This window comes from Sphingopyxis sp. (assembly GCF_035565275.1).
Classification (GTDB): domain Bacteria; phylum Pseudomonadota; class Alphaproteobacteria; order Sphingomonadales; family Sphingomonadaceae; genus Sphingopyxis.
On the sequence record NZ_DATMST010000165.1, the window covers coordinates 1 to 24755 of the forward strand.

At 64.6% G+C, this 24755-nt stretch carries 21 protein-coding genes; 6 read left to right on the forward strand and 15 right to left on the reverse strand.

Features of this window, described 5'->3' with window-relative positions; all coding sequences use genetic code 11:
* The 8 genes from VN047_RS11395 to VN047_RS11430 form a co-directional block, all read right to left on the reverse strand.
* A partial coding sequence (locus VN047_RS11395; protein ID WP_325542781.1) for an NAD(P)-binding domain-containing protein occupies positions 1-148 on the reverse strand: 148 nt, incomplete at its 3' end.
* 1 nt (position 149) lies between these two features.
* Positions 150-932 (reverse strand): enoyl-CoA hydratase-related protein, encoded by a 783-nt coding sequence (locus tag VN047_RS11400; protein ID WP_325542744.1) that lies wholly within the window; start codon positions 930-932, stop codon positions 150-152.
* Between the two features lie 97 nt (positions 933-1029).
* Positions 1030-2076, reverse strand: a complete 1047-nt coding sequence (locus VN047_RS11405) for an enoyl-CoA hydratase/isomerase family protein (protein ID WP_325542746.1) — start codon at positions 2074-2076, stop codon at positions 1030-1032.
* On the reverse strand, positions 2073-3218 hold the full coding sequence (locus tag VN047_RS11410; RefSeq protein ID WP_325542748.1) for an acyl-CoA dehydrogenase family protein: 1146 nt from the start codon (positions 3216-3218) through the stop codon (positions 2073-2075). Before VN047_RS11410 ends, VN047_RS11405 begins: the two co-directional genes overlap by 4 nt.
* Positions 3219-3220: 2 nt before the next feature.
* A complete protein-coding gene (locus tag VN047_RS11415; RefSeq protein WP_325542750.1) occupies positions 3221-3616 on the reverse strand; it encodes a RidA family protein in 396 nt (131 codons plus the stop codon).
* Positions 3609-3911: an I78 family peptidase inhibitor gene (locus VN047_RS11420; protein ID WP_325542752.1), complete on the reverse strand. Its 303-nt coding sequence runs from the start codon at positions 3909-3911 to the stop codon at positions 3609-3611. The genes VN047_RS11415 and VN047_RS11420 overlap by 8 nt, the downstream gene beginning before the upstream one ends.
* A gap of 24 nt (positions 3912-3935) precedes the next feature.
* A complete protein-coding gene (locus VN047_RS11425) occupies positions 3936-4475 on the reverse strand; it encodes a hypothetical protein (protein ID WP_325542754.1) in 540 nt (179 codons plus the stop codon).
* An 88-nt stretch (positions 4476-4563) separates the two neighbouring features.
* Entirely contained in the window at positions 4564-6057 is a 1494-nt protein-coding gene (locus tag VN047_RS11430; protein WP_325542755.1) for a CoA-acylating methylmalonate-semialdehyde dehydrogenase, read from the reverse strand.
* Between the two features lie 96 nt (positions 6058-6153).
* Between VN047_RS11430 and VN047_RS11435 the strand changes: the two genes are divergently transcribed.
* Positions 6154-7041, forward strand: coding sequence for a LysR family transcriptional regulator (locus VN047_RS11435; protein ID WP_325542783.1), 888 nt, complete (start codon positions 6154-6156; stop codon positions 7039-7041).
* A 3-nt stretch (positions 7042-7044) separates the two neighbouring features.
* Here VN047_RS11435 and VN047_RS11440 read toward each other — a convergent pair whose 3' ends face one another.
* On the reverse strand, positions 7045-8355 hold the full coding sequence (locus VN047_RS11440; protein WP_325542757.1) for an MFS transporter: 1311 nt from the start codon (positions 8353-8355) through the stop codon (positions 7045-7047).
* A 22-nt stretch (positions 8356-8377) separates the two neighbouring features.
* A complete protein-coding gene (locus VN047_RS11445) occupies positions 8378-9163 on the reverse strand; it encodes a 2-keto-4-pentenoate hydratase (RefSeq protein ID WP_325542759.1) in 786 nt (261 codons plus the stop codon).
* Positions 9164-9341: 178 nt separating this feature from the next.
* On the opposite strand from VN047_RS11445, the gene VN047_RS11450 reads away from it, so the two are divergent.
* On the forward strand, positions 9342-10397 hold the full coding sequence (locus tag VN047_RS11450; RefSeq protein WP_325542761.1) for a LacI family DNA-binding transcriptional regulator: 1056 nt from the start codon (positions 9342-9344) through the stop codon (positions 10395-10397).
* Positions 10398-10400: 3 nt separating this feature from the next.
* Here VN047_RS11450 and VN047_RS11455 read toward each other — a convergent pair whose 3' ends face one another.
* The 5 genes from VN047_RS11455 to kduI form a co-directional block, all read right to left on the reverse strand.
* A complete protein-coding gene (locus VN047_RS11455; protein WP_325542763.1) occupies positions 10401-12080 on the reverse strand; it encodes a hypothetical protein in 1680 nt (559 codons plus the stop codon).
* 64 nt (positions 12081-12144) lie between these two features.
* The gene (locus VN047_RS11460; protein ID WP_325542765.1) at positions 12145-14745 is read right to left on the reverse strand and encodes a TonB-dependent receptor; all 2601 of its coding nucleotides are present in this window, start codon (positions 14743-14745) and stop codon (positions 12145-12147) included.
* A 292-nt stretch (positions 14746-15037) separates the two neighbouring features.
* On the reverse strand, positions 15038-16048 hold the full coding sequence (locus VN047_RS11465) for a sugar kinase (protein WP_325542767.1): 1011 nt from the start codon (positions 16046-16048) through the stop codon (positions 15038-15040).
* A gap of 9 nt (positions 16049-16057) precedes the next feature.
* Positions 16058-16810: a 2-dehydro-3-deoxy-D-gluconate 5-dehydrogenase KduD gene (gene kduD, locus VN047_RS11470; RefSeq protein ID WP_325542769.1), complete on the reverse strand. Its 753-nt coding sequence runs from the start codon at positions 16808-16810 to the stop codon at positions 16058-16060.
* Between the two features lie 113 nt (positions 16811-16923).
* On the reverse strand, positions 16924-17760 hold the full coding sequence (gene kduI, locus VN047_RS11475; RefSeq protein WP_325542771.1) for a 5-dehydro-4-deoxy-D-glucuronate isomerase: 837 nt from the start codon (positions 17758-17760) through the stop codon (positions 16924-16926).
* Positions 17761-17989: 229 nt separating this feature from the next.
* Between kduI and VN047_RS11480 the strand changes: the two genes are divergently transcribed.
* The 4 genes from VN047_RS11480 (at position 17990) to VN047_RS11495 (ending at position 24679) form a co-directional block, all read left to right on the forward strand.
* Positions 17990-19183 carry an efflux RND transporter periplasmic adaptor subunit gene (locus VN047_RS11480; RefSeq protein WP_325542773.1) on the forward strand — a complete coding sequence of 398 codons (1194 nt, stop codon included), beginning with the start codon at positions 17990-17992 and terminating at the stop codon, positions 19181-19183.
* A 6-nt stretch (positions 19184-19189) separates the two neighbouring features.
* Positions 19190-22393: an efflux RND transporter permease subunit gene (locus tag VN047_RS11485; protein ID WP_325542775.1), complete on the forward strand. Its 3204-nt coding sequence runs from the start codon at positions 19190-19192 to the stop codon at positions 22391-22393.
* Complete coding sequence (locus VN047_RS11490; protein ID WP_325542777.1) at positions 22390-23796, forward strand: efflux transporter outer membrane subunit; 1407 nt, start codon at positions 22390-22392, stop codon at positions 23794-23796. The genes VN047_RS11485 and VN047_RS11490 overlap by 4 nt, the downstream gene beginning before the upstream one ends.
* 79 nt (positions 23797-23875) lie before the next feature.
* Complete coding sequence (locus tag VN047_RS11495) at positions 23876-24679, forward strand: hypothetical protein (RefSeq protein WP_325542779.1); 804 nt, start codon at positions 23876-23878, stop codon at positions 24677-24679.
* Positions 24680-24755 lie beyond the last annotated feature (76 nt).

Sequence of the window (24755 nt, forward strand, 5' to 3'; positions counted from 1 at the left end):
CCGAGGCGGCGCGGGCGCAGACCGCTTCGACGGCGCGCGCGAGCGCGTCCTCGCTGAGGTCGAAGGCGCGGACTTCATGCCCCGCCTTCGCAAGGTTCGCGGCCATCCCGCCGCCCATGTTGCCGAGTCCGATAAAAGCGATTTTCATGTCAACGCCCCTTCCACACGCCTTCGCGTTTCTCGATGAAGGCGGCCATGCCTTCGGCCTTGTCCTCGGTCGCGGCGAGAATCTGGAACAGGCGGCGTTCGTAGATCAGCCCTTGGTCGAGCGTTGTTTCGAACGCGGCGTTGACCATGTCCTTGTTCACCATCGCGGCCATGGGTGGCATCGATGCAATCGTGGTTGCGGTCTTCAGCGCTTCGTCAACCAGCGTCCCATGCTCCACGACGCGTGCGACAAGGCCCGAACGTTCGGCTTCGGCGGCATCCATCATCCGGCCGGTGAGACACATTTCCATCGCCTTCGCCTTGCCGATCGCGCGCGTCAGCCGCTGCGACCCGCCCATGCCCGGCGCGACGCCGAGCTTGATTTCGGGCTGGCCGAATTTCGCCTTGTCCGACGCGATGATGAAGTCGGCCATCATCGCGAGCTCGCAGCCGCCGCCGAGCGCAAAGCCGTTGACCGCGGCGATCCACGGTTTGCGGACCTTCTTCACGAAGTCGCTCGTCCATTTCGAGAAGAAGTCCTCAAGGTAGAAATCGGATGCCGGCTTGTCGGCCATTTCCTTGATGTCGGCGCCCGCCGCAAAGGCCTTGTCGCCCGAGCCGGTGAGCACCGCGCAGCGCTGGCCGGGGTCGGCTTCGAAGGCGGCGAAGGCCGCGATCAGATCTTCGAGCACGCCCGAGTTGAGCGCGTTGAGCGCCTGCGGGCGGTTCAATGTCACCAAGGTGACGGCGCCGCGCGTCTCGACGAGGAGGGTTTCGTAGGTCATTCCAGCAAATCTCCGGATTATCGTCATGCCGGCCTTGATCCGACATCCGTCCTCACAGCGAGGCTATGGACCCCGGATCAGGTCCGGGGTGACAAGGTTAGTTGAGCGGGGTCCACTTTTCCTCGTCGGGCAGCGGAGCGAAGATCGCGTCGATCCAGTCGTCGGTGACGGCTTCCGGCGTCGGCGGATCCCATTTGGGCTGATTGTCCTTGTCGATAATCAGCGCGCGAACGCCTTCGATAAAATCGTGCATCCGCACGACGCGGCTGCCGATCGCATATTCCTGCGTCATCTGGCTCGCGAAGTCGTGCATCTCGCCGCCTTCCCTGAGTTGGCGGAGCGCGACCTTGCACGTCTGCGGCGACTTGCCGCGGAGCGTCGCGAGTTCCTTTTCGGCCCATTCGCCGCCGTCGGCGTCGAGCGCAGCGAGGATGTCCTCATAGGTGTCGCTCGCGAACAGGCGGTTGATCCGTTCGATCTGGCCGGTGATCGCGGCGGGCGGTGCGGTGACCGACAATTCGCCCAATATGCCGCCGATGCGGCCGGGGTCGATCGCGATGCGCTCCTTCGCTTCCGCGAGCTTTTCGGACGGCAGATAATGCGTCGCGAGGCCGAGCGCGAGGCATTCCGCCCCGTCGAGCCGCGCGCCGGTGAGCGCAAGATAGGCGCCGACGCGCCCTTCGAGGCGCGGCAGATACCAGCCGCCGCCGACGTCGGGGAACAGGCCGATCCCCGTTTCGGGCATCGCGAAGCGCGTGTGCTCGGTCGCGACGCGATATTTCGCCGGCTGCGAAATGCCGACCCCGCCGCCCATCGTGATGCCGTCCATGAAGGCGACGACGGGCTTGGGATAAGTGAAGAGCAGGTGGTTGAGGCGATATTCGGTGTGGAAGAACTGGCGCGCTTCGGTACCATCCTTCGCGCCGCTTTCCGCCAGCATACGAATGTCGCCGCCGGCACAGAAGCCGCGGCCCTCGCTATGATCGATGATCACCGCCTCGACCGCATCGTCATCGCGCCATTTCGCGAGCGCGTCGATCATCGCTTCGCACATCGGCAGGTTCAATGCGTGGATCGCCTTGGGGCGATTGAGCGAGATGCGGCCGACGCGGACGTCGGTTGCAATCAGTACATCGTCTGTCATTGGCGCAGCAGGTCCCTTCCGACGATCATCCGCATCACCTGATTGGTGCCTTCGAGAATCGAATGGACGCGCAGGTCGCGCCAGAAGCGCTCGATCGGATAATCCTTCAAATAACCGTAGCCGCCGAACAGCTGGAGCGCGTCGTTGACGATCTTGCTGCCATTGTCGGTCGCGAGCCGCTTCGCCATCGCCGAGAAGCGCGATTTGTCGGGCGCATTTGCGGTGACTTTCGCGGCAGCCATATAGAGGAGCGCGCGCGAAGCCTCGAGGTCGGTCGCCATGTCGGCGAGCATGAACTGGGTGTTCTGGAAGTCGGCGATCGGCTGCCCGAACTGCTGGCGATCCCTGGTATAGGCGATCGCCTCGTCGAGGCAGCGCTGCGCGCCGCCCAGGGAACAGGCACCGATGTTGAGCCGGCCGCCGTCGAGTCCCGCCATCGCGAAGCGGAAGCCGTCGCCTTCGGCGCCGACCAGATTCCCGACGGGCACGCGGCAATCCTCGAAGATCACCTGCGCCGTGGGGGATGCGTTCCAGCCGAGCTTTTTCTCGGGCGCGCCGAAGCCGAGGCCGGGCGTGTCCTTTTCGACGACAAGGCAGCTGATGCCTTTCGACTTTTCGTCGCCGGTGCGGACCATACAGACATAGATGTCGTTGGTGCCGGCGCCCGAGATGAACTGTTTGGTGCCGTTCAGGACATAATGGTCGCCGTCCTTTTTCGCGGTCGTCTTGAGCGCCGCGGCATCCGACCCCGAGCCCGGTTCGGTCAGGCAATAGCTCGCGATCTTCTCCATGCTGACGAGGTCGGGCAGGAAGCGTGCCTTGACCTCGGCGCCGCCGAAGCGGTCGATCATCCACGTCGCCATATTGTGGATCGAGACATAGGCGCTGGTCGCGGGACAGCCATAGGCCATCGCCTCCATGATCAGCGCTGCCTCCAGCCGGCCGAGCCCGATGCCGCCTGCTTCCTCCGCTACGTAAATCGCGCCGAAGCCCAGTTCGCCCGCTGCCTTCCACACATCGACGGGATAATGATGCTTTTCGTCCCATTCGGCGGCGAAGGGCGTGATGCGATCGGCGGTGAATTTGCGCGCCATGTCCTGAATGGCGAGCTGGTCGTCGGTAAGCTGGAACTGGTCGGTCATGGTCACTTCTCTAGGATGGCTTCGGCTTCGATTTCGACTTTCCATTCGGGGCGGATCAGCGCCGGCACAACCAGCATTGTCGATGCCGGTCGGACATTTTTGAATGCCGATCCGTGCGCACGCCCCACCAGATCCGCATCTGCGGCATCGGTGATGTACATGCGCGTGCGCACGACATCGGCATAGCTGCCGCCAAGCGCTTCGAGTGCCTCGCCGATGATAGCGATACAGCGCGCCGCCTGCGCCCCGGCGTCGCCGGGGGTCGACGACCCGTCGGGCTCGATCGGTGCGCAGCCCGCAACGTCGATCCGGTTCCCCGACCGAACCGCCCGGCTGTAGCCGTAGACGGGTTCGAACGGGGAAGCCGATCTATGATTGCGGCGCGTCGGATCAGCCACAGCTGATCCGTTCGATCTTGAGGGCGTCGTCGTAGGAGACGGTCAGCCGGTCGGGGCGGAAGTCCATGGTGACCGCGGTGCGCGGCGGCACCCATCGCAGCGTCGTCGCACCGCTGCCCTTGATGAGCTGGCCACCGATCTCGGCGGTCGCGGTCTGACCCACGAGCGATTGCACCGCATCGGCATTGCACGCCGCTTCGGCGGGCGGCGGCGGGGTCGATTCGACGGGTGTCCGCTCCTGCGTACAGGCGCCGAGCGGCAGAACGGCGGCAATTGCGAGCAGGCGAATGTCCATCGTGAGTCTCCCTTTCAAAAACCGTTATCCGGCGCAGCGCGTATAGCGCATCGCGCCTGCTGCGGCACCCTCGCCCGAATCGCGGCGTACAAGCGTCTTGCCGCTATCGGTCAGGTCGAGTTGCATCCGCCGATCCCACTCCTCGCCTTCGCCGCTGAACCTGTAATCGGCGACGATGCGGTTCGCGTCACTCTCGCGAACGCGCGCCAGTTCGCCATGCGATTCGTAAAAGCGCAAGTTCGTCGCATCGATCGTCAGGGCGGTGAGGTCGGTGCCTCTCTTCGCCTTGCAATCGGCAACCTTGAGCGCCCAGCGGCCGCGGATCGCCGACGGGATCGTCTTGCCGCCGCCAGAGGTCACAGCTTCGGATTTCGCGGGCGCTTCTTCAGCGACTTCGGGCAGGTCGGCGTCCACCGCCGCCCCGGACGTTTCGACGGGCGCGGGGCGTTCGGCTTTTTGCAGCGGGCTGATCGTGGCGCTGGCTTCGGGGCCGGTCTCCTCATCCTTGCCGCCGCTGCACGCGGCCAGGAGCAGTGTGCCGGCAAGAAAAACCCGGTGCGTCATCATCATTCTCCTCGCGACGCCGGCCACATGCCAGCGCCGTTACCGGAAGAATGCCCGATGGCCGAGCCGGGTTTCATGGCTCGCGCCGTCAGCCCATCGTCGGGATGACGAAGGCGTTGCCGCCGTCGGGCGAACCGTCGGGCCAGCGCTGCGTGATCGTCTTGACCTTGGTCCAGAATTTCACGCCTTCCATGCCGTGCTGGTTGGTGTCGCCGAACGCCGAGCGTTTCCAGCCGCCGAACGTATGATAGGCGACCGGCACCGGGATCGGCACGTTGATGCCGACCATGCCGACATTGACGCGTGCGGCGAATTCGCGCGCCGCATGGCCGTTGCGCGTGAAGATCGCGACGCCGTTGCCGTACTGGTGCTTCGACGGCAATTCGAGCGCGGTTTCGAAATCGGGCGCACGGACGATCTGCAGCACGGGGCCGAAGATTTCTTCCTTGTAGCTTTCCATGTCGGTGGTGACATGGTCGAACAAAGTCGGGCCGACGAAGAAGCCCTTCTCATGCCCCTGCAAGGTGAAGCCGCGGCCGTCGACGACCAGCTCGGCGCCTTCCTCGGCGCATTTCGCGATCCAGCCCTCGACCTTTTCCTTGTGCGCCTGCGTCACGACGGGGCCGTAATGCGCCTCGGCGTCGGTCGACACGCCGACGCGCAGCGCCTCGATCGCAGGGATCAGCTTTTCCTTCAGACGCTCGGCGGTCTCGTCGCCGACGGGGACGACCACCGGCAGCGCCATGCAACGCTCGCCCGCCGAACCAAAGGCGGCGCCGGTCAGATCATTGACGACCTGGTCGAGATCGGCGTCGGGCATGACGATGCCGTGGTTCTTCGCGCCGCCCATCGCCTGCACGCGCTTTCCGTTCGCGACGCCGCGGTTGTAGACATAGTGCGCGATGTCCGACGAACCCACAAAGCTGACCGCGCCGATGTCGGGATGATCGAGGATCGCGTCGACCATTTCCTTGTCGCCATGAACGACCTGACAAATGCCCTCGGGCAACCCGGCTTCGAGGAACAGTTCGGCGAGGCGGACGGGGACCGACGGATCGCGCTCGCTCGGCTTGATGATGAAGGCGTTGCCGGTGGCAATCGCGACGCCCGACATCCACAGCGGGATCATCGCGGGGAAATTGAACGGGGTGATGCCCGCGCCGATGCCGATCGGCTGGCGCATCGAATAGACGTCGATGCCCGGACCCGCGCCCTGCGTATATTCGCCCTTCAGGACGTGCGGGATGCCGCAACAGAATTCGATGACTTCGAGACCGCGCTGGATATCGCCCCGCGAGTCCGCGATCACCTTGCCATGCTCGCTCGACAGCAGGTGTGCGAGTTCGTCCATATTGGCTTCGACAAGGCGCTTGAATTCGAACATCACGCGCGCACGGCGCTGGGGGTTGGTCGCGGCCCATGCCGGCTGCGCCTTCTTCGCCGCGGCGACCGCGCGATCGAGGAGCGCCGCGTCGCCAAGCATCACCTGCGCTTGAATACCGCCACTGTTGGGGTCGAAAACGTCGCCTTGGCGGGCGCTGCCGCCGGCGCCGCCGACGATGTGATGGTCGATCTGTCGCATATCGAGTCTCCCGTAAAATCTTGCCGCTGCCACAGACCAGTTACCGCGCGATTGCAAGGGATAGACTTGCAGGGCTATCCTGCATATTTGCAGGTTATGGATTGGGACAGGCTGCAATATTTCCTGCTGGTCGCGCGCCACGGAACGCTCGCGCGCGCCGGCGCAGCGTTGCATGTCGATGCGACGACGGTGAGCCGGCGAGTCAGCGCGCTCGAAGCCGCGCTCGGCCAGACGCTGTTCGAGCGCGCGCCGTCGGGTTTCGTTCTGACCGCGGCGGGGCGGGCGCTCGTTCCGCACGCTGAAGCGATGGCCGCAGCGGCAGCGCGTATTGATGGCGCACGCGAAGGCGGGTCGGCGCTATCGGGGCAGCTCAGGGTCAGCGTGTCCGAAGGTTTCGGCAACAGCTTCATCGCGCCGCGGCTGGCGGGTTTCGTCGCGGCGCATCCCGAGCTCGAGATCGATCTTGTCGCCTCGTCGGGGTTTTTGAACCCGTCGCGACGCGAGGCCGATATGGCGGTGCTGCTTGCGCGACCGCGCAAAGGGCCGCTGATCACGCGCAAGCTGTCGGACTATAGCCTCGGCATCTATGCGCCCGCCGACCGCCTCGACTGGCAAGAGGCGGTGGCGGTAGCCCCGCTCTCGCGCACGGGCATTCCGGTTATCGGCTATATGCCCGATATCCTCTACGCACCCGAACTCGATTATCTGGGCGAAATCGAGCCGGGGCTGCGCGCCAATGTACGCTCGTCGAGCATCCTCGCGCAACGGCGGATGATCGCCGGCGGCGCGGGGGTCGGCGTGCTCCCCTGCTTCCTCGCGGCGGGCGATCCCGCGCTGGTGCGCGTGCGGCCCGATCAGGTCATCGCGCGCGCTTTCTGGCTCGCACTCCACCGCGACGTCGCGCCGCAGCCGCGTATCAGAGCGTTTATCGACTGGCTCGACGCCGAAGTGCGCGAGAGCCGGGGATTGTTGGTACCGGCATAAGAGTCAGGGCTGTTCGCTTTCCACAGCGACCGGCGCAAGGCGCGGGCTGAGGGCGTGCACGGCCAGCACGGCTAGGAAATAAACGATCGTGCAGGCAGCGAAGATGACCGTGTAATTGCCCCCCGTCGCGTCGAGCACGAGCCCCGTCGACTTCGCCATGATCATGCCGCCGATGCCGCCCGCAAAGCCGCCGAGTCCGATCACCGAGCCGACCGCGCGTTTGGGGAACATGTCGGGGGGGATCGACAGGATCGTCGACGAAAAGGCCTGGTGCCCGGCGAGCGCGATCCCGATCAGCACGACCGCGAGCCACATATTGTCGAGCCCGGTCACGAACAGCAGGGGCAGCACGCAGCAGCCCGCGCCGATCATCGTGATCTTGCGCGCGAAATTGACGCTGCGGCCCTGCTGGATCAGTTTCGACGATACCCAGCCGCCGAGGATGCTGCCGACATCGGAGAGCAGGTACATGATGATCATCGGGAGCAGCACGATCTTGAGGTCGACATCATAGGTGGTGCTGAAATATTTTGGCAGCCAGAAGAGCATCAGGAACCAGACGGGATCGGTCAGGAACTTTGCCGTCGCAAACGCCCATGCTTCGCGTTTGGTAACGATCCTGCCCCAGCCGATGCGCTCGATCTTTTCGGGCGGATCATGCTCGATCCATGCGAGTTCGGCATCGCTGACCTTCCCGCTTTCGCGCGGGTTGCTGTAGAGCCGGAGCCAGAGAAGCAGCAGGATGACGCCGAAGGCGCCGGTATAGATGAAGGTTTCGCGCCAGTCGAAGCCGACGATGCGCATGAACAGCGCGATCGTCGGCGCGGTCAGGATAACCCCGATCGTTGTCGCGCTGTTGACCCAGCCGATCGCATAGGCACGTTCCTTTTGCGGAAACCATTCACTCGACGCGCGGACGACCGAAGGGAAATGCCCCGCCTCGCCGACGCCGAGCACAACGCGCGCAAGCATGAACGACGCGATCGAGGATGCAAAACCGTGTGCGACATGGCCGATAGTCCAGATCGAGATCGCGATGGCATAGCCGACTTTGGGTCCGAACCGGTCGATCAGCCAGCCCATGAGCAGGAAGCCCAACGCATAGGCGGCCTGAAAGGCGGTGACGATGTTGCCATAGTCATTCTCGGTCCAGCCGAGTTCGTCGCCCAGCGTCGGTGCGAGCAGGCCGAGCATGGTGCGGTCGATATAATTGACCGTAGTCGCGGCGAACAGCACCGCGACGATCAACCAGCGGTAACGCCCCGACTTCGGCACCGGCGACGCCGCACCTCCGCCCGCGATTGCCTGTGCCATGTCTCTCTCCCGTTGTGGCTTGTTAGCCTGTGATGGAGCAGCTGACGCGGATTTTTCCGTCGAACACTGCTTCGGCGTGCTGGCCCGGTTTTATCTCGTGAATTCCGGTGATCGCGCCGGCGGACACCCAGGTGCCGGGCGGGATCGCGATGCCGCGGGCGCGCAATGTGCGAATCAGGAACAGCGCCGACCCGAACGGGCCATCGAGCATGGTTTCCATCGTGGCGGCACCGACAATCTCGCCATCGACCGACATCTCGACCGGCATGGTGATCAGGTCGGTATCGCGCCAGTCGGCGATCGGCGGCCCCAGGACGAGCCCCTTGTTGTTGCCGTAGTCGGATGCCGTCACCGCGGGCCCGTGGCGATTGATTTCGGGAAAAGGCGAACTCGCGACTTCGATACCGGTGCGCACCGCGGCGATGCAATCGCGCACCGTATCGATGTCGTAATCGCCGTCGGCAACTTCGCCGAAACACAGCAGAATCTCGGCCTCGGCCGCTGCGAATCCTGCGCCATACACGGGCATATCCGGAATTTCGCCGGCGCTGGCGTCGACAATTTCATCGGAGAAGATCGGGCCGGTCAGGCGATTGCCGCCATGGCGCTCGACGAGTTCGGGCGCGATTCGGCCGACCTTCCACCCGCCGACACGGCGCCCGTCGAGTGCGATCGCGGCGTCCTGAATCGCATAAGCCTCTGCCATCGTTCCGGGATAGGCGCCCGGATAGACGGTAAGCGGTGTCTTTTCTGCGCGCGCCGCAAGAAGGGCTTGAGCCACAAGGATCGGATCGCTGGTCGTTGCCATATTTTATGATTTCCCTCTTCCGCGCATGTCTCTAAAAGACACCGGTGTCAAAAGCAAGCGAATAGCCGTTGATGCGGTTGATTTTACTGGTTCGAGCGGCCATCAGGATGCCAGCAGGGCAGACGCGGCCGGGACATCGCGCCCGATCGGTATGGCTTGCAGGGGAAAGCAGAAGTTTATGGCGGCTCAAAAGACCGGACCGGGATCCAGACAACCGACGATCAACGACGTGGCGGCACTTGCCGGGGTTTCGAAAAAGACGGTCAGCCGGGTGATCAACCGGTCCGAATTCATCAGCGAAAAGACGCGGACCGCGGTCCAGAAGGCGATCGAGACGCTCGGTTTCGTGCCCAATCCGCAAGCGCGCGCGCTCGCCTTTCGCCGCAATTTCCTGATCGCGCTGCTCCACGACAATCCCAATGCACAGACGGTGCTGAATTTTCAGCAAGGCGTGCTCGACGCGATCAAGGACAGCGACCTGGCGCTCCTCGTCCGCCCGGTTGATCGCTCGTCGGACAAGATGCTCGACGATGTGCGCACCTTTCTGGAAAAGCAGCGCCCGATCGGTGCGATGCTGTTGCCACCGATTTCGGAGAATGACGAGCTTGCCGCACTCTGCGACAGCTTGGGCGTGCGTTATGTCCGCGTCGGCTCCGCGCCGCTCGACGATCCGCTGCACTGCGTGTCGTCGAACGATCGCGAAGTGGTAGCCGAGGCGGTCGGCAAGCTGGTCGCACTTGGCCATCGCCGTATCGGCTTCGTCCGCGGCCCCGTCGGTTTCCGCTCGGCTGCCGAGCGCGAAAAGGGCTTTCTCGAAGCGCTGGCCGATGCCGGGCTGACGCTTGCCCCCGAACTCAACGAGCCGGGCAATTATCGCTTCACCGCCGGGATCGAGGCGGGCGAGAAACTGCTCGTGCTTGCCGAGCCACCGACCGCGATCTTCTGTTCGAACGACGAGATGGCAGCGGGGGTGATGAGCGTCGCGCATGCAAAGGGCATATCGGTGCCGGGCGACCTGTCGATCATCGGCTTCGACGATTCGCCGACCGCGACCCAGATCTGGCCCGCGCTCAGCACGGTGCGCTGGCCGATCCGCGAAATGGGCGTGCGCGCGGCACACACGCTGGTCCCCGATTTTCTGACCGGAACCGTGAAACCCGCCGATCCCGACACCGCCACGCTTGCGTCGACCTTTGTCGAGCGCCAGTCGGTCGCGGGGCCGTCGGCGCGCTGAGGATCAGCGGCGCCGGCGTGCGAGCTGATATTCGTAGAGCGAGGGCGCGGCGTCGACCGCCTGGCCCGTTCCCTCGATATAGGGCGCGGGATTATAGCGCACCGCGATCTTGCGGTTGGCGTGAAGGCCGACGATCCGCTCGCCGGGACCCTCGAGCCCGCTGCTGATCGCGACAGTGGCATCGGCGGGGACGCTTTCGGGCATCACCAGCTTCGCGTTCCACAGCGTATTGTAGAGCCCGTGCCCGGGCTTCCAGTATGGTGCGCCGCCGCCGACCCATAGCTGATACTGCCACGCGCCCTTCACCTCGCGGGGGTCGATATGCATCACGATCCGGTCGAACAGATTCTGGTGGTTCGACCCGCTATGCTGGTCGATGATCGCATCGCGATCGACGACCGAACGCAGGAACACCGAGCGCGTCGAGCGCGTGTTGATGCTCACCGGATGGACGACGGGATTCTCGACCTTCAGATCCTTGACGAGCACATTGTGCACCGCGCCGACATGCACCGAGTAATGCGCGCGGCGATCGCCCGTCGTGGTGACGTCGGCGATGGTGAGGCTCGCCGCATTGTCGGTGAGGATGCCGCTGTCGGACCGGTCGATCGTCAGCTTTTTGACCCAGCCGTCGAAGACGCCGGTCATATAGATGCCGTTATAACCCTGTTCGAGATGATGGCCGAAGGCGGGCGCTTCGGGAAATTGCAGGCGCAGGTTCTGGATGCCGACGTTCGTCAGATGCTTCCAGTCGGCGACCACCGCGGGCTGGTCGGCGCGGACATCGTGGAGCAAGGGATCGCCAAGCGTCACCGTCTTGCCGCGAACCGCCGTGACGCGCGTTGCCTGAACGACTACCGGCCGGTTCGGGGAGGTCCAGTGATGCGAGCCGATCGGCAGGTCGGTATCGCCATAGAGCGATTTCAGGATCTGGCTCTTGGGCCCGTCGACCGAAAACCACTGCACCTGCACGACGTCGCCGACCTTGAGTTTCGCGGCATGGTCGACGGTCAGCGTGCGGCCGAACTGCTGGCCTGATGCGCCGGTCGCGAGCACGGGGTCGCGCACGTCCTTGCTGCCGTCGTAGGATACCGGCCGGGTATTTTCGGGCGCGATGAGGATCATCCCGCCAGCCCAGCTATATTCGGTGAAGAGATAGTCGATATTATGTTCGGGCTCGACCTGCTGCTTCTTTTCGCGCACCAGATATTCGCGCAGTTCGTCATAGTCGTGGCTCTGGTCGATGAGCTTCAGCGGGCGCGGAAACCAGAGCTCGCTGCCGCCCGCGCCGTTGCCGGCGCCGTCGAGGACGATATCGCTGCGCGCGATCCGCAGCACTTCGGTGATCTGCGTGCGCCCCTTTGGAAAGCGTAGCGTCACCTTGCCCTTCACGGCATTGGCGGCGGCGAGCGCGCGGAGCACCGCCTTGGTGTCGTCGAGTCCGTCGTCGGGAATCGCGCCATGGGCGGTCACCTCGATGATGGTTCCCGCGTCATCGGGGATCGGCGCGAGGCCGAAGCCATAGCCGGCATAGCTGAAATCAGGGAGCGGGTTCGCCTTTGCGACGGTGGGGTCCGAAAGAATCCGCGGCAGTTTCGCAGGTTCGGCTTGCGCCGGGAAAACCAGCGCTGCGCCAAGCGCCAATCCGGAAACAAGGCGCACGCACCGGCTACCCATCGTCATACCATTCCACTCCCTGCGATCCCGAACACGGCGGCGCCTTGGACGGCACCACCATGCCAGCGGATCAGAACTTCGCGCGCACGCCGACCGAGAAACGCCGCTCGGACAGCGCATAGCTGTTGAGCGCGGTCGTGTTGAAATTGCTATATTCGCTCGTCGCCGATTTCTTCGGCATCAAATTTTGCGCCTGCAGCGACAGCGCGATATTCTTTGTGATGTCGACCCCGATCTGCGCGTCGAGCTGCGAACGCGAGCCGACGAAGCTCGGCCGCCCTTCGGAAAATTCGAACACCGCCTCGTCGCGATAATTGTAGGCAATGCGTGCCGAGAAAGGCCCTTTTTCATAAAGGCCGACGAGATTGTAGCTGTTCTTCGACACTGCGACGAGCGGGAAGCCGGCGTTATCTTCCGAATCCGAATAGGTGTAATTCGCGATGATCCCTAACCCGTCGAGCGGCGACGGCAAAAAGTCCATGAACTGCTGGATGCCGATTTCGAACCCCTTGATTTTCGCGCTCGCCAGATTTTCGGGGCGCGAGAAGGTCAGTTCACGACCCTGATCGTCGAGGTTGAGATCGACGCCGGTGGTCACGAAGCTCGCGATGAAATTCTTCACATCCTTGTAGAAGACCGCACCGGAGATCAGCGAGCTCTTGCCCGTATAATATTCGAAACTGACGTCGGCCTGGGTCGAGATCGGCGGTTCGAGAGTCACATTGCCGCCGGTGACCGACAGATTGGTCGCGTTGAAGAAGGTCGACGGCGCCAGGTCGGCAATCGAGGCACGCTGCATCGTCTGCGACCCCGACACGCGGATCAGAAAATTGTCGGTGACGTTGAACGCGATGTTCGCGCTGGGCAGGACATTGGTATAGCGGTTCTTGTCGTTGACCAGCGTGCTGACGGTACCGACGTTGACATAGGAGTCGACCGACAGCCGCGTCGAGGCGATGCGCACGCCTGCATTGGCCTTGTACGGGATGCCGGCGATTTCGCCCTCGCCCGACATCATCAGATAGGCCGCGAGCGTCTTTTCGCTGAAATCATAGTCGCGTTGCAAATTGGGAAGCAGCGTCGATCTGCCGTTTGGGTCGGGGTTGGGTTCCGCCGCCTGCGCGCGGTTGAAGATATAATCATAAGTCGGCGACAGGCTGAGGAAACCGCGCGGGAAGTTGCCTGCAATATCGGGCAGGAAACCCTCGATCGGCTTGAGGAAAGGTTCGATTTCATCGCGCGTCGGCGTGACCTGGCTGCGGAACGCGTTCGACCGCGCGTGCAGGTCGGTATAGCGAACGCCCGCCGAAATGGTGACCCCGCTGCCGGTTTCGTAGCTGACGTCGAGCTTGCCCGTCCATTCTTCGAGCAGCCCGATCAGCCGGTTGCTGCGAACGCCGTTGTTGGCGGGATTATAGGAGGAATAGTCGCCGGGATCGAAGGTGCCGCCAAGCGTCAGTGACGGAACCGTGTTGCGAAAATCGAACGAGCCCGGAACGAGCGCCGTCCCCTGCAAGGTTATGATCTGGATCGTCTGGTCGATCGTGCCCTTGCTGTAATAGCCGTCGGCCTCGACCGTCAGTCCGCCGTTCTCGTATTTGCCGTTCAGCCCGTAAAGGAAGCTTTCGGTCGGCTCGTTGCGGATCTGACCCGCGGTGGTGACGGTGCCGTTGGTGTCGCCCGCGACGACCATACCGTTTTCGACGACGCGGTTGGCGACGGGATTGGCCCCGGTAGGCAGGCGGAAAGCGAAAAAGTCCTGACGGCGGCCGGTCTTGAGCTTCGAATAGAGCGCGTCGGCGGTCAGAGTGAACTCGGGGGTTACTTCAAACTGGATCGCGCCGTTGAGACCGAGGCGCGAGCGATCGACCGTGAACTGTTCATATTGCAGCAGCGTCGGGGTCGGAATCGCGCCGCCGCCCGTGCCGGTGTAGTTGCGATTCAGGAAATTGTTACGCTCGAACGTCTGCGTTACCGACGTGCGCTTCTGATATTCGCCCGCAAGCATCACGCCGATGCGGCCGTCGGCGAACTTCGTCGTCGCGAAACCGGTGATCGCAGGCTCGAACTTGTCCGAATTTTCCGAATAGACCCCCTGCGCGCGCACCGAAATCGTCGACTCCTTGAACGAAAGCGGCTTGGGGGTGACGAGGTTGACCGTGCCGCCAAGACCGCCTTCGGCCTGACTGGCGAGCGGCGACTTGCGCACTTCGAGACGGCCGAACAGGCTCGACGGCACCGAATCGAGCCCCGACGAGCGGCCAAGCTGGTCATTCTCGGGCGGCGACAGGCGCGCCGACCAGCCGAGCAAGGTGCGGCCGTCGACCTCGACGCGCACCTGCTGCAGGCCGCGAACCGACACCGACTGACCTTCGCCGAAGACGCGGGTGATCTGGACGCCGGTGACGCGCTGCAGCGCCTCGGCGACGTTGGCGTCGGGCAGCTTGCCGACATCCTCGGCGGTGATGACGTCCATCACCTGCGCCGCTTCGCGCTTGATGTCGGCCGCCTGTTCGAGCGAGGCGCGAATGCCGGTGACGACGATCGCGTCTTCTTCGGCCGGCGCGTTGCCCGCAGCATCCTGCGCATAAGCCGGCGACATCGCCAGTACGGCGAGCGAAGCCCCGCCCGCCAGCTTTTCCAATGCGCCCCGCGCTGCCTGATATGCCATCTGATCCTCCCTCCATCGCGCTCATCCTCGCTCCACCGAGGAATGACACCGGTTACTTATCGAAGCGACGAGACAGACGCATCCCGTGCCGCCATTTTTCAGAGAGTTCGCAAGGTGGCGCCGCGCTGCGGCCGGCCAGAACGCCCTCTCCCCATAATTATCTTGTCATTGCCCGGCCCCAAGTTCCACTTAGGTAACCGGTGTCATAAGCATTGATCATTGCTCATTCGATGTCAAGCGATGATTGTGCGGCAACTTTCCGCCTAACCCGCCCCCGGAAAATGGCTGAAAATCAACGCCGAACGTCGAGAGCGCCCGAATGGAACATCGCGATTTCGGCGGCGCCGAACCGGCTGGCATCGCCCGGAAGCGAGTGTTTGAGGCAGGTGAGCGCAAGCCCGGTCTCCGCCATTGCGCGCGCATCGCCGCCCGACAGACTGGCATGGAGCACGCCCGCGGCAAAGGCGTCGCCCGCACCGATGCGATCGACGATGCCGGTTACATCCATCTCCGCCGTCTGATGTGCGCTACAGCGCAAGTCGGCACGCGCCGCGATGCGGTGATGGTCCGCGGTCACCGTGTGCCGTGCGGTCGACGCGATCAGCTTCAGATCGGGAAAGGCGGCGAAACCCGCTTCGGCCGCTTCGCGCCGCCGGTCCTCACCCTCGCCGGAAAAATCGCGGCCAAGGACGAGCGAAAGGTCACGGTGGTTGCCGAACAGGATGTCGGCAGTGCCAACAAGTTCGGACAGGATCGCGCGCGGATCGCTGTCCCACGCTTCCCACAACATCGCGCGATAGTTGCCGTCGAAGCTGACGGGCACACCAAGCCGCTTCGCCGTGCGCGCCGCCGCCAGCGCGGCGTCGGCAGAACGCGGCCCGAGCGCGGGCGTAATCCCCGACAGGTGAAGCAGCCCTGCGCCGGCGAGCAGGGCGTCCCAGTCATAATCGGCCGGACCACTCGCCGCGAAGCTCGATCCCGCGCGGTCATAGACGATTTCGGACGACCGCAACCCCGCCCCGACGCTCAGGAAATAGAGCCCCATGCGCCCCGGATGGTCGCCGACCGCGGTGCAATCGACGCCGGCGCCGCGCACCGCCGCCACGGCCCCGCGACCCAGCGCATTCGGTGGAATTTTGCTGACCATCGCGCAGTCATGGCCAAGGTGCGCGAGCCCGATCGCGACATTGGCCTCGGCGCCGCCGACGTGCAGCGCGAGCGACGGCGACTGCATGAGCAGTTCGTTGCCCGGCGCGGTCAGGCGGACCAGCAGCTCGCCGAAGAAGACAAGACGGCCCGGCATGACGCGACTCTATCGCGCGAGCCAGCCGCCGTCGACGGCGAGGATATGGCCCTGGACATAATCCGACGCCGCCGAGGCAAGAAAGACTGCGGCCCCGCCGATGTCGGCGGGATCGCCCCAGCGACCCGCCGGGATACGCTCCATGATCTGCCGGTTGCGCGTCTCGTCGCCCTGCAACGCGGCAGTGTTATTCGTCGCGATATAGCCCGGCGCGATCGCGTTGACCTGCACGCCCTTTGTCGCCCATTCGTTCGCGAGCAGCTTGGTGAGCCCGCCGACGCCCGATTTCGAAGCGGTATAGCTCGGCACGCGGATGCCGCCCTGAAAGGTCAACATCGAGGCGATGTTGATGATCTTGCCCGAACCACGCGCGATCATGTGCCGGCCCGCCGCCTGACAGAGGAAGAAGAGCGTCTTGAGATTGGTGTCCATCACCGCGTCCCAGTCGGCTTCGGTAAAGTCGACCGCATCGGCGCGGCGGATGATGCCCGCATTGTTGACGAGGATATCGATGCGGCCGAACTCGGCGAGCACTGCATCAACCAGCGGCTGTACCGCGCCGACGCTCGACAGGTCGGCGGCGAAATTCTCGCCTCTCCTGCCCAGCCCGCGCACCTTGCCGACGGTCTCGTCGGCAGGCGAGCGGCCGGCGGCGGCGATATCTGCCCCAGCTCCGGCAAGCGCAACGGCGATCCCCTGCCCGATGCCGGTGTTGGCGCCAGTGACAAGCGCGACTTTTCCTGTCAGGTCGAACATTTGCATCGTTCGTCTCAATCCTCTCGTCGCCCGGACTTGATCCGGGGTCCATGACCCACGCGAAGCTCTTCGCCAATGGATCCCGGATCAAGTCCGGGATGACGAAGACGACAAGCGAATTACTTCAGCTGGCAGATATCGAGGACGTTCATGTCGGTGTAGTCGAGATTCTCGCCGCCCATCGCCCAGATGAAGGCGTATTTCTTTGTCCCCGACCCCATATGGATCGACCACGGCGGGCTGATCACCGCCTCCTCGTTCGCGATCACGATGTGCCGCATGCTGTCGGGTTCGCCCATATAGTGGAAGATGCGGTCATTCTCCTCGGGCAGGTCGAAATAGAGATAGATTTCGCTGCGCCGGTCGTGGAGGTGCGGGGGCATCGTGTTCCACACGCTGCCCTCCTCGAGCACCGTCAGCCCCAGAAGCAATTGCGCGCTTTCGCAAACACCGGGAATGACGAGCTGATAGATCGTCCGCTGGTTCGAATTCGCGAGGTCGCCACGCGCGAGCGGGTTCGCCTGGTCGAGCGTGATATGCCTGATCGGGCAGACCTTGTGCGATGGAAGCGAGGCGAGATAAAAGCGCGCCCCGTCGCCTTCGAAGCTGACGTCCTTCGACCCCATCGGGATATAGAGACATTCCTTGTTCTTCATGTCGAACCGCTGGCCGTCGACCATGATCGCACCCGCAGCGCCGATATTTACCGCCGCCATCTCGCGCCGCTCGAGGAATGGATGTCCCGCTGCCGATGCCGGGACGGTCTGGTCGGGCAATTTCAGCGCGCCGCCTTTCGGCACCGCGCCGCCGATGACGAATCGCTCGTTGTGCGAGTAGTTGAGGTTGACCTTGCCGTCCTCGAACATGCCGCCCACCAGATAGCGGTCGCGCAGCGCGTCATTGTCGACACATTCCATCATGTCGGGATGGGTCGCGTGATAGGTCTTGGCAAACATCGGAATTGTCCTCGCCCGGAGATGATTTGAAGTTTGTACCGCTATCCCTAAAGGTAACCGGTGTCAATGCGCGGATAGTCGTTCTTTGCCGTAACGGCGACCTTCGGGGCGAGCAAAATTGTCTTAATTTGTCGCAACGGCCCTATTGCGCTTGCAAGCGGCTTTCCGATGGGTTGAATAGGCCCGAATTTCCCCGCCCACCGGCGGACCGAGACGGATACCATCGACCATGACCGAAAACCGGCTGCCGCTCCTCACCGGAGCCCTGTGCGCCATGACCTTTCTGCTGGGCGCCTGCACCAGCCAGGATGAAGCCGGGGGCCGCAACCGCGGAGCGCCCGAGGTCGGCTATATCAGCGTCGCGGTCGAGGCGGTTCCGGTCACGACCTCGCTTGGCGGCCGCGCCGTCGCGTTCGAGACCAGCGAAGTGCGGCCGCAGGTAAATGGTCTGATCCACCGCCGGCTGTTTACCGAAGGCGCATTCGTCCGCGCCGGCCAGCCACTCTACCAGATCGACCCGAGCCTCTATCGAGCGGGGGTCGATCAGGCGGTCGCGAATCTCGCGAGCGCGCGTGCGAGCGCGCAGGCGGCCGAGGAGCGCGCCCGGCGGCTCGAACCGCTCGCCAAGATGCAGGCGGTCGCCGAGCAGGATTATACCGACGCGCTCGCACAGGCGCGAATGGCGCGTGCCGCGGTCGCGCAGAACGGCGCCGCGCTTGAGACCGCGCGGATCAACCTCCGCTTCGCGACGATCACGGCGCCGATCAGCGGCCGTATCGGCCGCAGCCTCGCGACCCCCGGCGCGCTCGTCAGTGCGAGCCAGGCGACGCCGCTCGCCGTAATCCAGCAGACCGATCCGATGTTCGTCGACATGCAGCAGTCGAGCGCCGAGCTCACCACGCTGCGTCAGGCGCTCGAAAGCGGCGGCGTGACGGCGGGCAGCACCTCGGTGCGTCTGCGGCTCGAGGACGGCAGCGCCTATGGCTTTGCGGGGACGGTCCAGTTTTCGGATGTCACGGTGAATGAAGCGACCGGCACCGTGACGCTGCGCGCGCGCTTTCCCAATCCGAAGGGCGTGCTGCTGCCCGGCATGTTCGTGACTGCACTGTTCGACCAGGCGGTCAATCCGGCCGCGATTCTCGTCCCGCAACCCGCGGTGCTGCGCGATTTCGACGGATCGGCCTTCGTCTATCTGGTCGGCAAGGACAACAAGGCGGCCCGCCGCAAGGTCACCGCCAATCGCACCGTCGGCGCGAACTGGGTCATCACCGACGGACTGAAGGCCGGCGAACGCGTCATCACGCAGGGAATCGGCAATCTGAAACAGGGCGCAGCGATCCGGCCGGTCCCGGCGAACAGTCCACAGCGGGTGGGGGCACCCAAGAGCGGCGCGGGCAAAGCCGAAACGACGAAGGACAAATAGCCCCTCATGTCGCGCCTTTTCATCAACCGGCCGATCTTTGCCTGGGTCCTGGCGATCATCGTCATGCTCGGCGGCATCGGCGCGCTGTTCGCGCTGCCGATCGAACAATATCCCGACATCGCGCCGGCGCAGGTCAATATCCGCGCCAGCTATCCCGGCGCCTCGGCCGAAACGATCGAGAACAGCGTCACGCAGGTGCTCGAACAGCAGCTGACGGGGATCGACGGCCTCCTCTATTTCAGCTCGCAGTCGAGTTCGCGCGGGCAGGCGAACATCACCGCGATCTTCGAAAAGGGCACCGACCCCGATATCGCGCAGGTGCAGGTCCAGAACCAGATTCAGTCGGCAATCTCGCGCCTGCCGCAGCAGGTGCAGGCGCAGGGCGTGCGCGTCACCAAATCCAATTCGGACACGCTGCTGCTCGTCGGCGTCTATGACGAGACCAACACGCGCGTGAACCAGGACGTGTCCGACTATATGGCGTCGAATATCCAGGATCCGCTTTCGCGCGTCGAGGGCGTCGGGGAGGTCAACATCTTCGGCGCGCCGCACGCGATGCGCATCTGGCTGAACCCGCAGCGGCTCGCCGGCGTATCGTTGATGCCGAGCGACGTGATTTCGGCGATCAGCGCGCAGAACAGCGAAGTCGCTGCGGGCGATGTCGGCGGCCTTCCCTCGCCGCAGGGACAGATGCTCAACGCGACCGTCACCGCCCAGTCGCGGATGCAGACGGTGCCGGAATTCGAGAATATCGTGTTGAAGACGCTGCCCGACGGCTCGACGGTACGGATCAAGGACGTCGCGCGCGTCGAGATCGGCGCCGAAAGCTATGCCGTCGTCAGCCGGATCAACGGGCATCCGGGCGCGGGCATGTCGATCTCGCTGTCGCCGGGATCCGATGCGCTCGAAACCGCCGACCGGGTCAAGGCGCGGATGGAGGAACTCGCCGCCGATTTCCCCGACGGCCTTACCTATAGCTATGCCAACGACGCGACCGCTTTCATCAAACTGTCGGTAAGCGAAGTGCAGAAATCGCTGTTCGAGGCGATCCTGCTCGTCATTCTCGTGATGTTCGTTTTCCTGCAAAGCTGGCGCGCGGTGATCATCCCCGCCATCGCGGTCCCCGTCGTGCTGCTGGGGACCTTCGCCATTTTCTATATGGCGGGGTTCAGCATCAACACGATGACGCTGTTCGGCCTGACGCTCGCGATCGGGCTGCTCGTCGACGACGCGATCGTCGTCGTCGAGAATGTCGAGCGATTGATGGAAGAAAATCCGGGCATGTCGGCGCGCGACGCGACGATCCAGTCGATGCAGGAATTGCAGGTCGCGCTGATCGCGATCGCAATGGTGCTGTCGGCGGTGTTCCTGCCGATGGCCTTTTTCGGGGGCTCGACCGGCGTGATCTACCGCCAGTTCTCGGTCACCATCGTGTCGGCAATGGCGCTTTCGGTGCTCGTCGCGCTGATCCTCAGCCCCGCGCTGACATCAAGCCTGCTCAAGCCCAAGCACCACGGTGAAGCCGAAAATGGCAGCCGCTTCCCGCGCGTGCACGCGGCACTTGAGCGCGCCAAGACCGGGTTCAACACACGTTTCGACGACATGGTGAACCGCTATGTCGGCAGCGTCACCGCGGTCGTCGATCGCAAGTGGCTTTTCCTCGGCCTTTACGCGATCATCCTCGTGCTGCTCGCGGTCCTGTTCCTCAGATTGCCCAGCGGCTTCCTGCCCGGCGAGGATCAGGGACGCGTCCAGGTCCAGTTCCGGCTGCCCGCGGGCGCCACGCAGGCCCGCACGCTCGAGGTGCGCGACGCGGTCGAAAATTATTTCCTGATGCATGAAAAGGCCAACACGCAGGCGCTGTTCCTCATCGCAGGCGGCGGCGGGGGCGGCGCGTCGGGCCAGAATACCGGCCAGGGTTTCGTCAACCTCACCCATTGGGACGACCGGCCGGGCAAGGAAAATACCGCCGACGCGATCGTCGAGCGCGCGCGCAAGGCGCTGAGCGGGCTTCGCGATGCGCAGATTTTCGCGCTCGTTCCCGGCGCCGTCCGCGGCCTCGGCGATTCGTCGGGCTTTACGATGCAGCTCCAGAATCGCGGCGGGATGACGCGCGAACAATTCGCTGCGGCGCGCGACCGGCTGCTCGCGATGGCGAACGCCAATCCCAAGCTGACGTCGGTCCGCCTCAGCGACCTGCCCGACGTCGCGACGCTCAAGATCGACGTCGATACGCAGCGGCTGACCGCTTATGGCATCAACAATGCCGATGTGAACGCGACCCTCTCGACCGCGTGGGGCGGGCGTTACGTCAACGACTTCATCGACAAGGGCCGCGTCAAGCGCGTCTATGTCCAGGGCGATGCCCCCTATCGCGCCAAGCCCGAAGATCTCGGCCAGTGGTTCGTCCGCTCGGCGGGCGGCGAGATGTCGCCCTTCTCGGCCTTCGCGAAGACGAGCTGGGCGACGACGCCGAGCAGCACCTCGCGTTTCCAGGGCGTTCCCGCCTACGAGATATCGGGCCAGCCCACCGCCGGCACCAGCTCGGGCGAGGCGATGGACGAGATGGAAGCGATGGCGGGGCAGATTCCGGGTACCAGCGTCGCCTGGTCGGGCTCCTCTTTCCAGGAACGGTTGTCGTCGGGGCAAGCGCCCCTGCTCTATGCAATCTCGCTCCTCGTCGTCTTCCTCTGCCTCGCCGCGCTTTACGAAAGCTGGTCGATCCCACTCGCGGTGATCCTCGTCATCCCCTTGGGCCTGATCGGCGCGGTGTTCGCAGTGAACCTGCGCGGTCTTGAAAACGACGTCTATCTGCAGATCGGCCTTTTGACGACGATGGGGCTCGCGGCGAAGAACGCGATCCTGATGATCGAATTCGCCGAGCAGGAAGAACGCAAGGGCAAGCGCGTGATCGAGGCGGCGGTCGAGGCCGCGCGCATCCGCCTGCGTCCGATCCTGATGACCAGCTTTGCCTTCATCTTCGGCGTGCTGCCGCTCGCGATCGCGACCGGCGCCGGCGCGAACAGCCGCGTCGCGATCGGCACGTCGGTGATCGGCGGCATGCTCACCGCCGCCTTCCTCGCGATCTTCTTCATCCCGCTCTTCTTCGTGCTCGTCCGCCGCGGGGTGCGCGACGGTCTCGCCGCGCTGCGCGAACGTTTCGGCAAGAAGAAGGATGATGACGAAGGTGCGGCAGAGGTGCCGGCATGATGCGCGTCCGTACGCTGCTCCTCGCCAGCAGCTTCGCGCTCGCCGGCTGCTCGCTCGCGCCGAAGACGGTGTTGCCGGCACCACCGGTGCCGCAAAGCTGGCCGGCAGGCGACGCCTATCTGTTACAAAGCGAGGCGGCGCTACCGCTTCTCTCGTACAAAAGCGTCTTCACCGATCCGCGACTGCAGGCGCTGGCCGATCAGGCGCTCGCCAACAACCGCGACCTCCGCGTCGCCTATGCCAATGTCGCCGCGGCGCGCGCGCAGGTTCGCGTCACCAGGTCGGGGCAATTCCCCGAGCTTGGAGTCAGCGCCGGTGCGGGATATTCGGATAATGGCGGGAACAGCAACGGCAGCGGCGATTTCTCGCTGCGCGGCGGCGTCACCGCGTTCGAGCTCGACCTGTTCGGCCGCCTCGCCAATGCGACCGAGGCGGACCGCAACCGCGCGCTCGCAACCGAAGCGGCGTCACGCACCGTGCGGCTCGCGCTGATCGCGAGCCTCGCCGACACCTGGGCGACCTATGGCGCCGACCGCGACCTGCTCAAAATCGCCGAAGACACCGCCGCCAATGCGCGCGAAAGCGTGCGGCTCACCAAGGCGCGGCTCGATGGCGGAGTCGCACCGCGCACCGACCTTCGCCAGGCCGAACAGATACTCGCGACCGCCGAGGATTCGATCGCGCAGCAAAGAACCGCGCTTGCGCAGGACGAAAATCTGATCCGCCTGCTCGTGGGCGGCGATGTCGACCGCGCGCTGCTGCCCGCGGGGCTTGCCGAGGTGGCGCCTTCGGTCGTGTCGCTCCCCGCCGGAGTCAGCTCCGAAATCCTGCTGCGCCGTCCCGACGTGATCGAGGCCGAATATGATCTGCGCGCCGCGAATGCGAACATCGGCGTCGCACGCGCGCGGCTCTTTCCGTCGATCTCGCTGACCGGGCTGCTTGGCTTCGCGAGCGATGCGCTCTCCGGTCTGTTCGACAGCGGCGCGTTCAACTGGTCGACCAGCGGCGACATCACCGCCCCCATCTTCGACGCCGGCGGCCGCCGCGCCGGGGTCGCGGTCAGCGAGGCGCAACGCGACGCCGCGCTTGCGAGCTATGAGGGCGCAATCCAGACCGCCTTTCGCGAGGTCGCCGACGCGCTCGCGGTGCAGGGCACCATCACCGAACGGGTGCGCGCCGCGACCGCGAGCACCGAAGCCGCCGCCGATACCGCGACGCTGACCGACGCGCGTTACAAGGGCGGGGTCGACAGTTTCCTGTCGAGTCTCGATGCCCAGCGCAGCCTCTATTCGGCGCGTCGCAGCGAGATTGCGACCCAGTTGCTGCTGGTCCAGACACGAATCGCCCTGTTCCGCGCCCTCGGCGGCGACAGCAGCGCGGGAAGCGAAACGGGTCCACGCTAACCCATTATAACCGCGACATTTCCTGACCCTTCTTGACAAGCGCCCTCCCCAAAGCGCTAATGGAACATATCAGGAACAAATGATGCGCGAGTCGTCTCCCCAACTCGCCGGGCTGCGCCAACGCATCGCCCGGCTGACCGCCAGTGGCGGTTTCGAAAGCCGCCCGGCCGACGGCTGGCTGGCGAGCGGCTACGCACCCTTCGACGAAGCGCTGGGCGGCGGGCTGATGATCGGGCGGACCCATGAATTTTTCGCGGCCGATGCGCTCGATGCGACGAGCGCCGCTGCCTTTGCCGCGCTCGTCGCGCTGCGCACCCCGGGCAAGGCTCCGCTCCTCTGGCTGCGCACCACCGACGCCGGGCGCCGCACGGGACATATTTATGCGCCCGGGATCGCCGAACTCGGCGGCGATCCCGACCGGCTGCTGCTCGTCGAAACGCCCGATCCGAAAATGCTGCTCGCCTGTGCCAACGATGCGATCCGCTGCGCGGGGTCGGCGGCGGTGATCGTCGAAAGCTGGGGAAAATTCCCGCTGCTCGACCTCACCGCAGGACGGCGCCTTGCGCTCGGCGCGCGCGATGCCGCCACGACATTGCTGATTCTCCGCCTCAATGCCGCCCCTGTTCCAAGCGTCGCTGAAACACGCTGGAACATCGCCGCCACCGCATCGCGCGAACTCGAAGCCAATGCCCCCGGCGCGCCCGCCTTCGACCTCGAACTGCTCCGCTGGCGCGGCGGCCCTGCCGGAATGCGCTGGCGACTGGACTGGAATCATGACGAACAGAGTTTTGGGCACAATTTCGGGGACGCGGCGCTATCTGGCGCTGTTCTTCCCCTTTCTGCCCGCCGAGCGATGGCTTCGCACGGCGCCGCAGCCGCCTGACGCACCGCTCGTCTTCGCCGAGAAGCAGCGCGGCGCGATGCGCATCGCGAGCGTCGATGCGGCGGCGCTGGCGGTC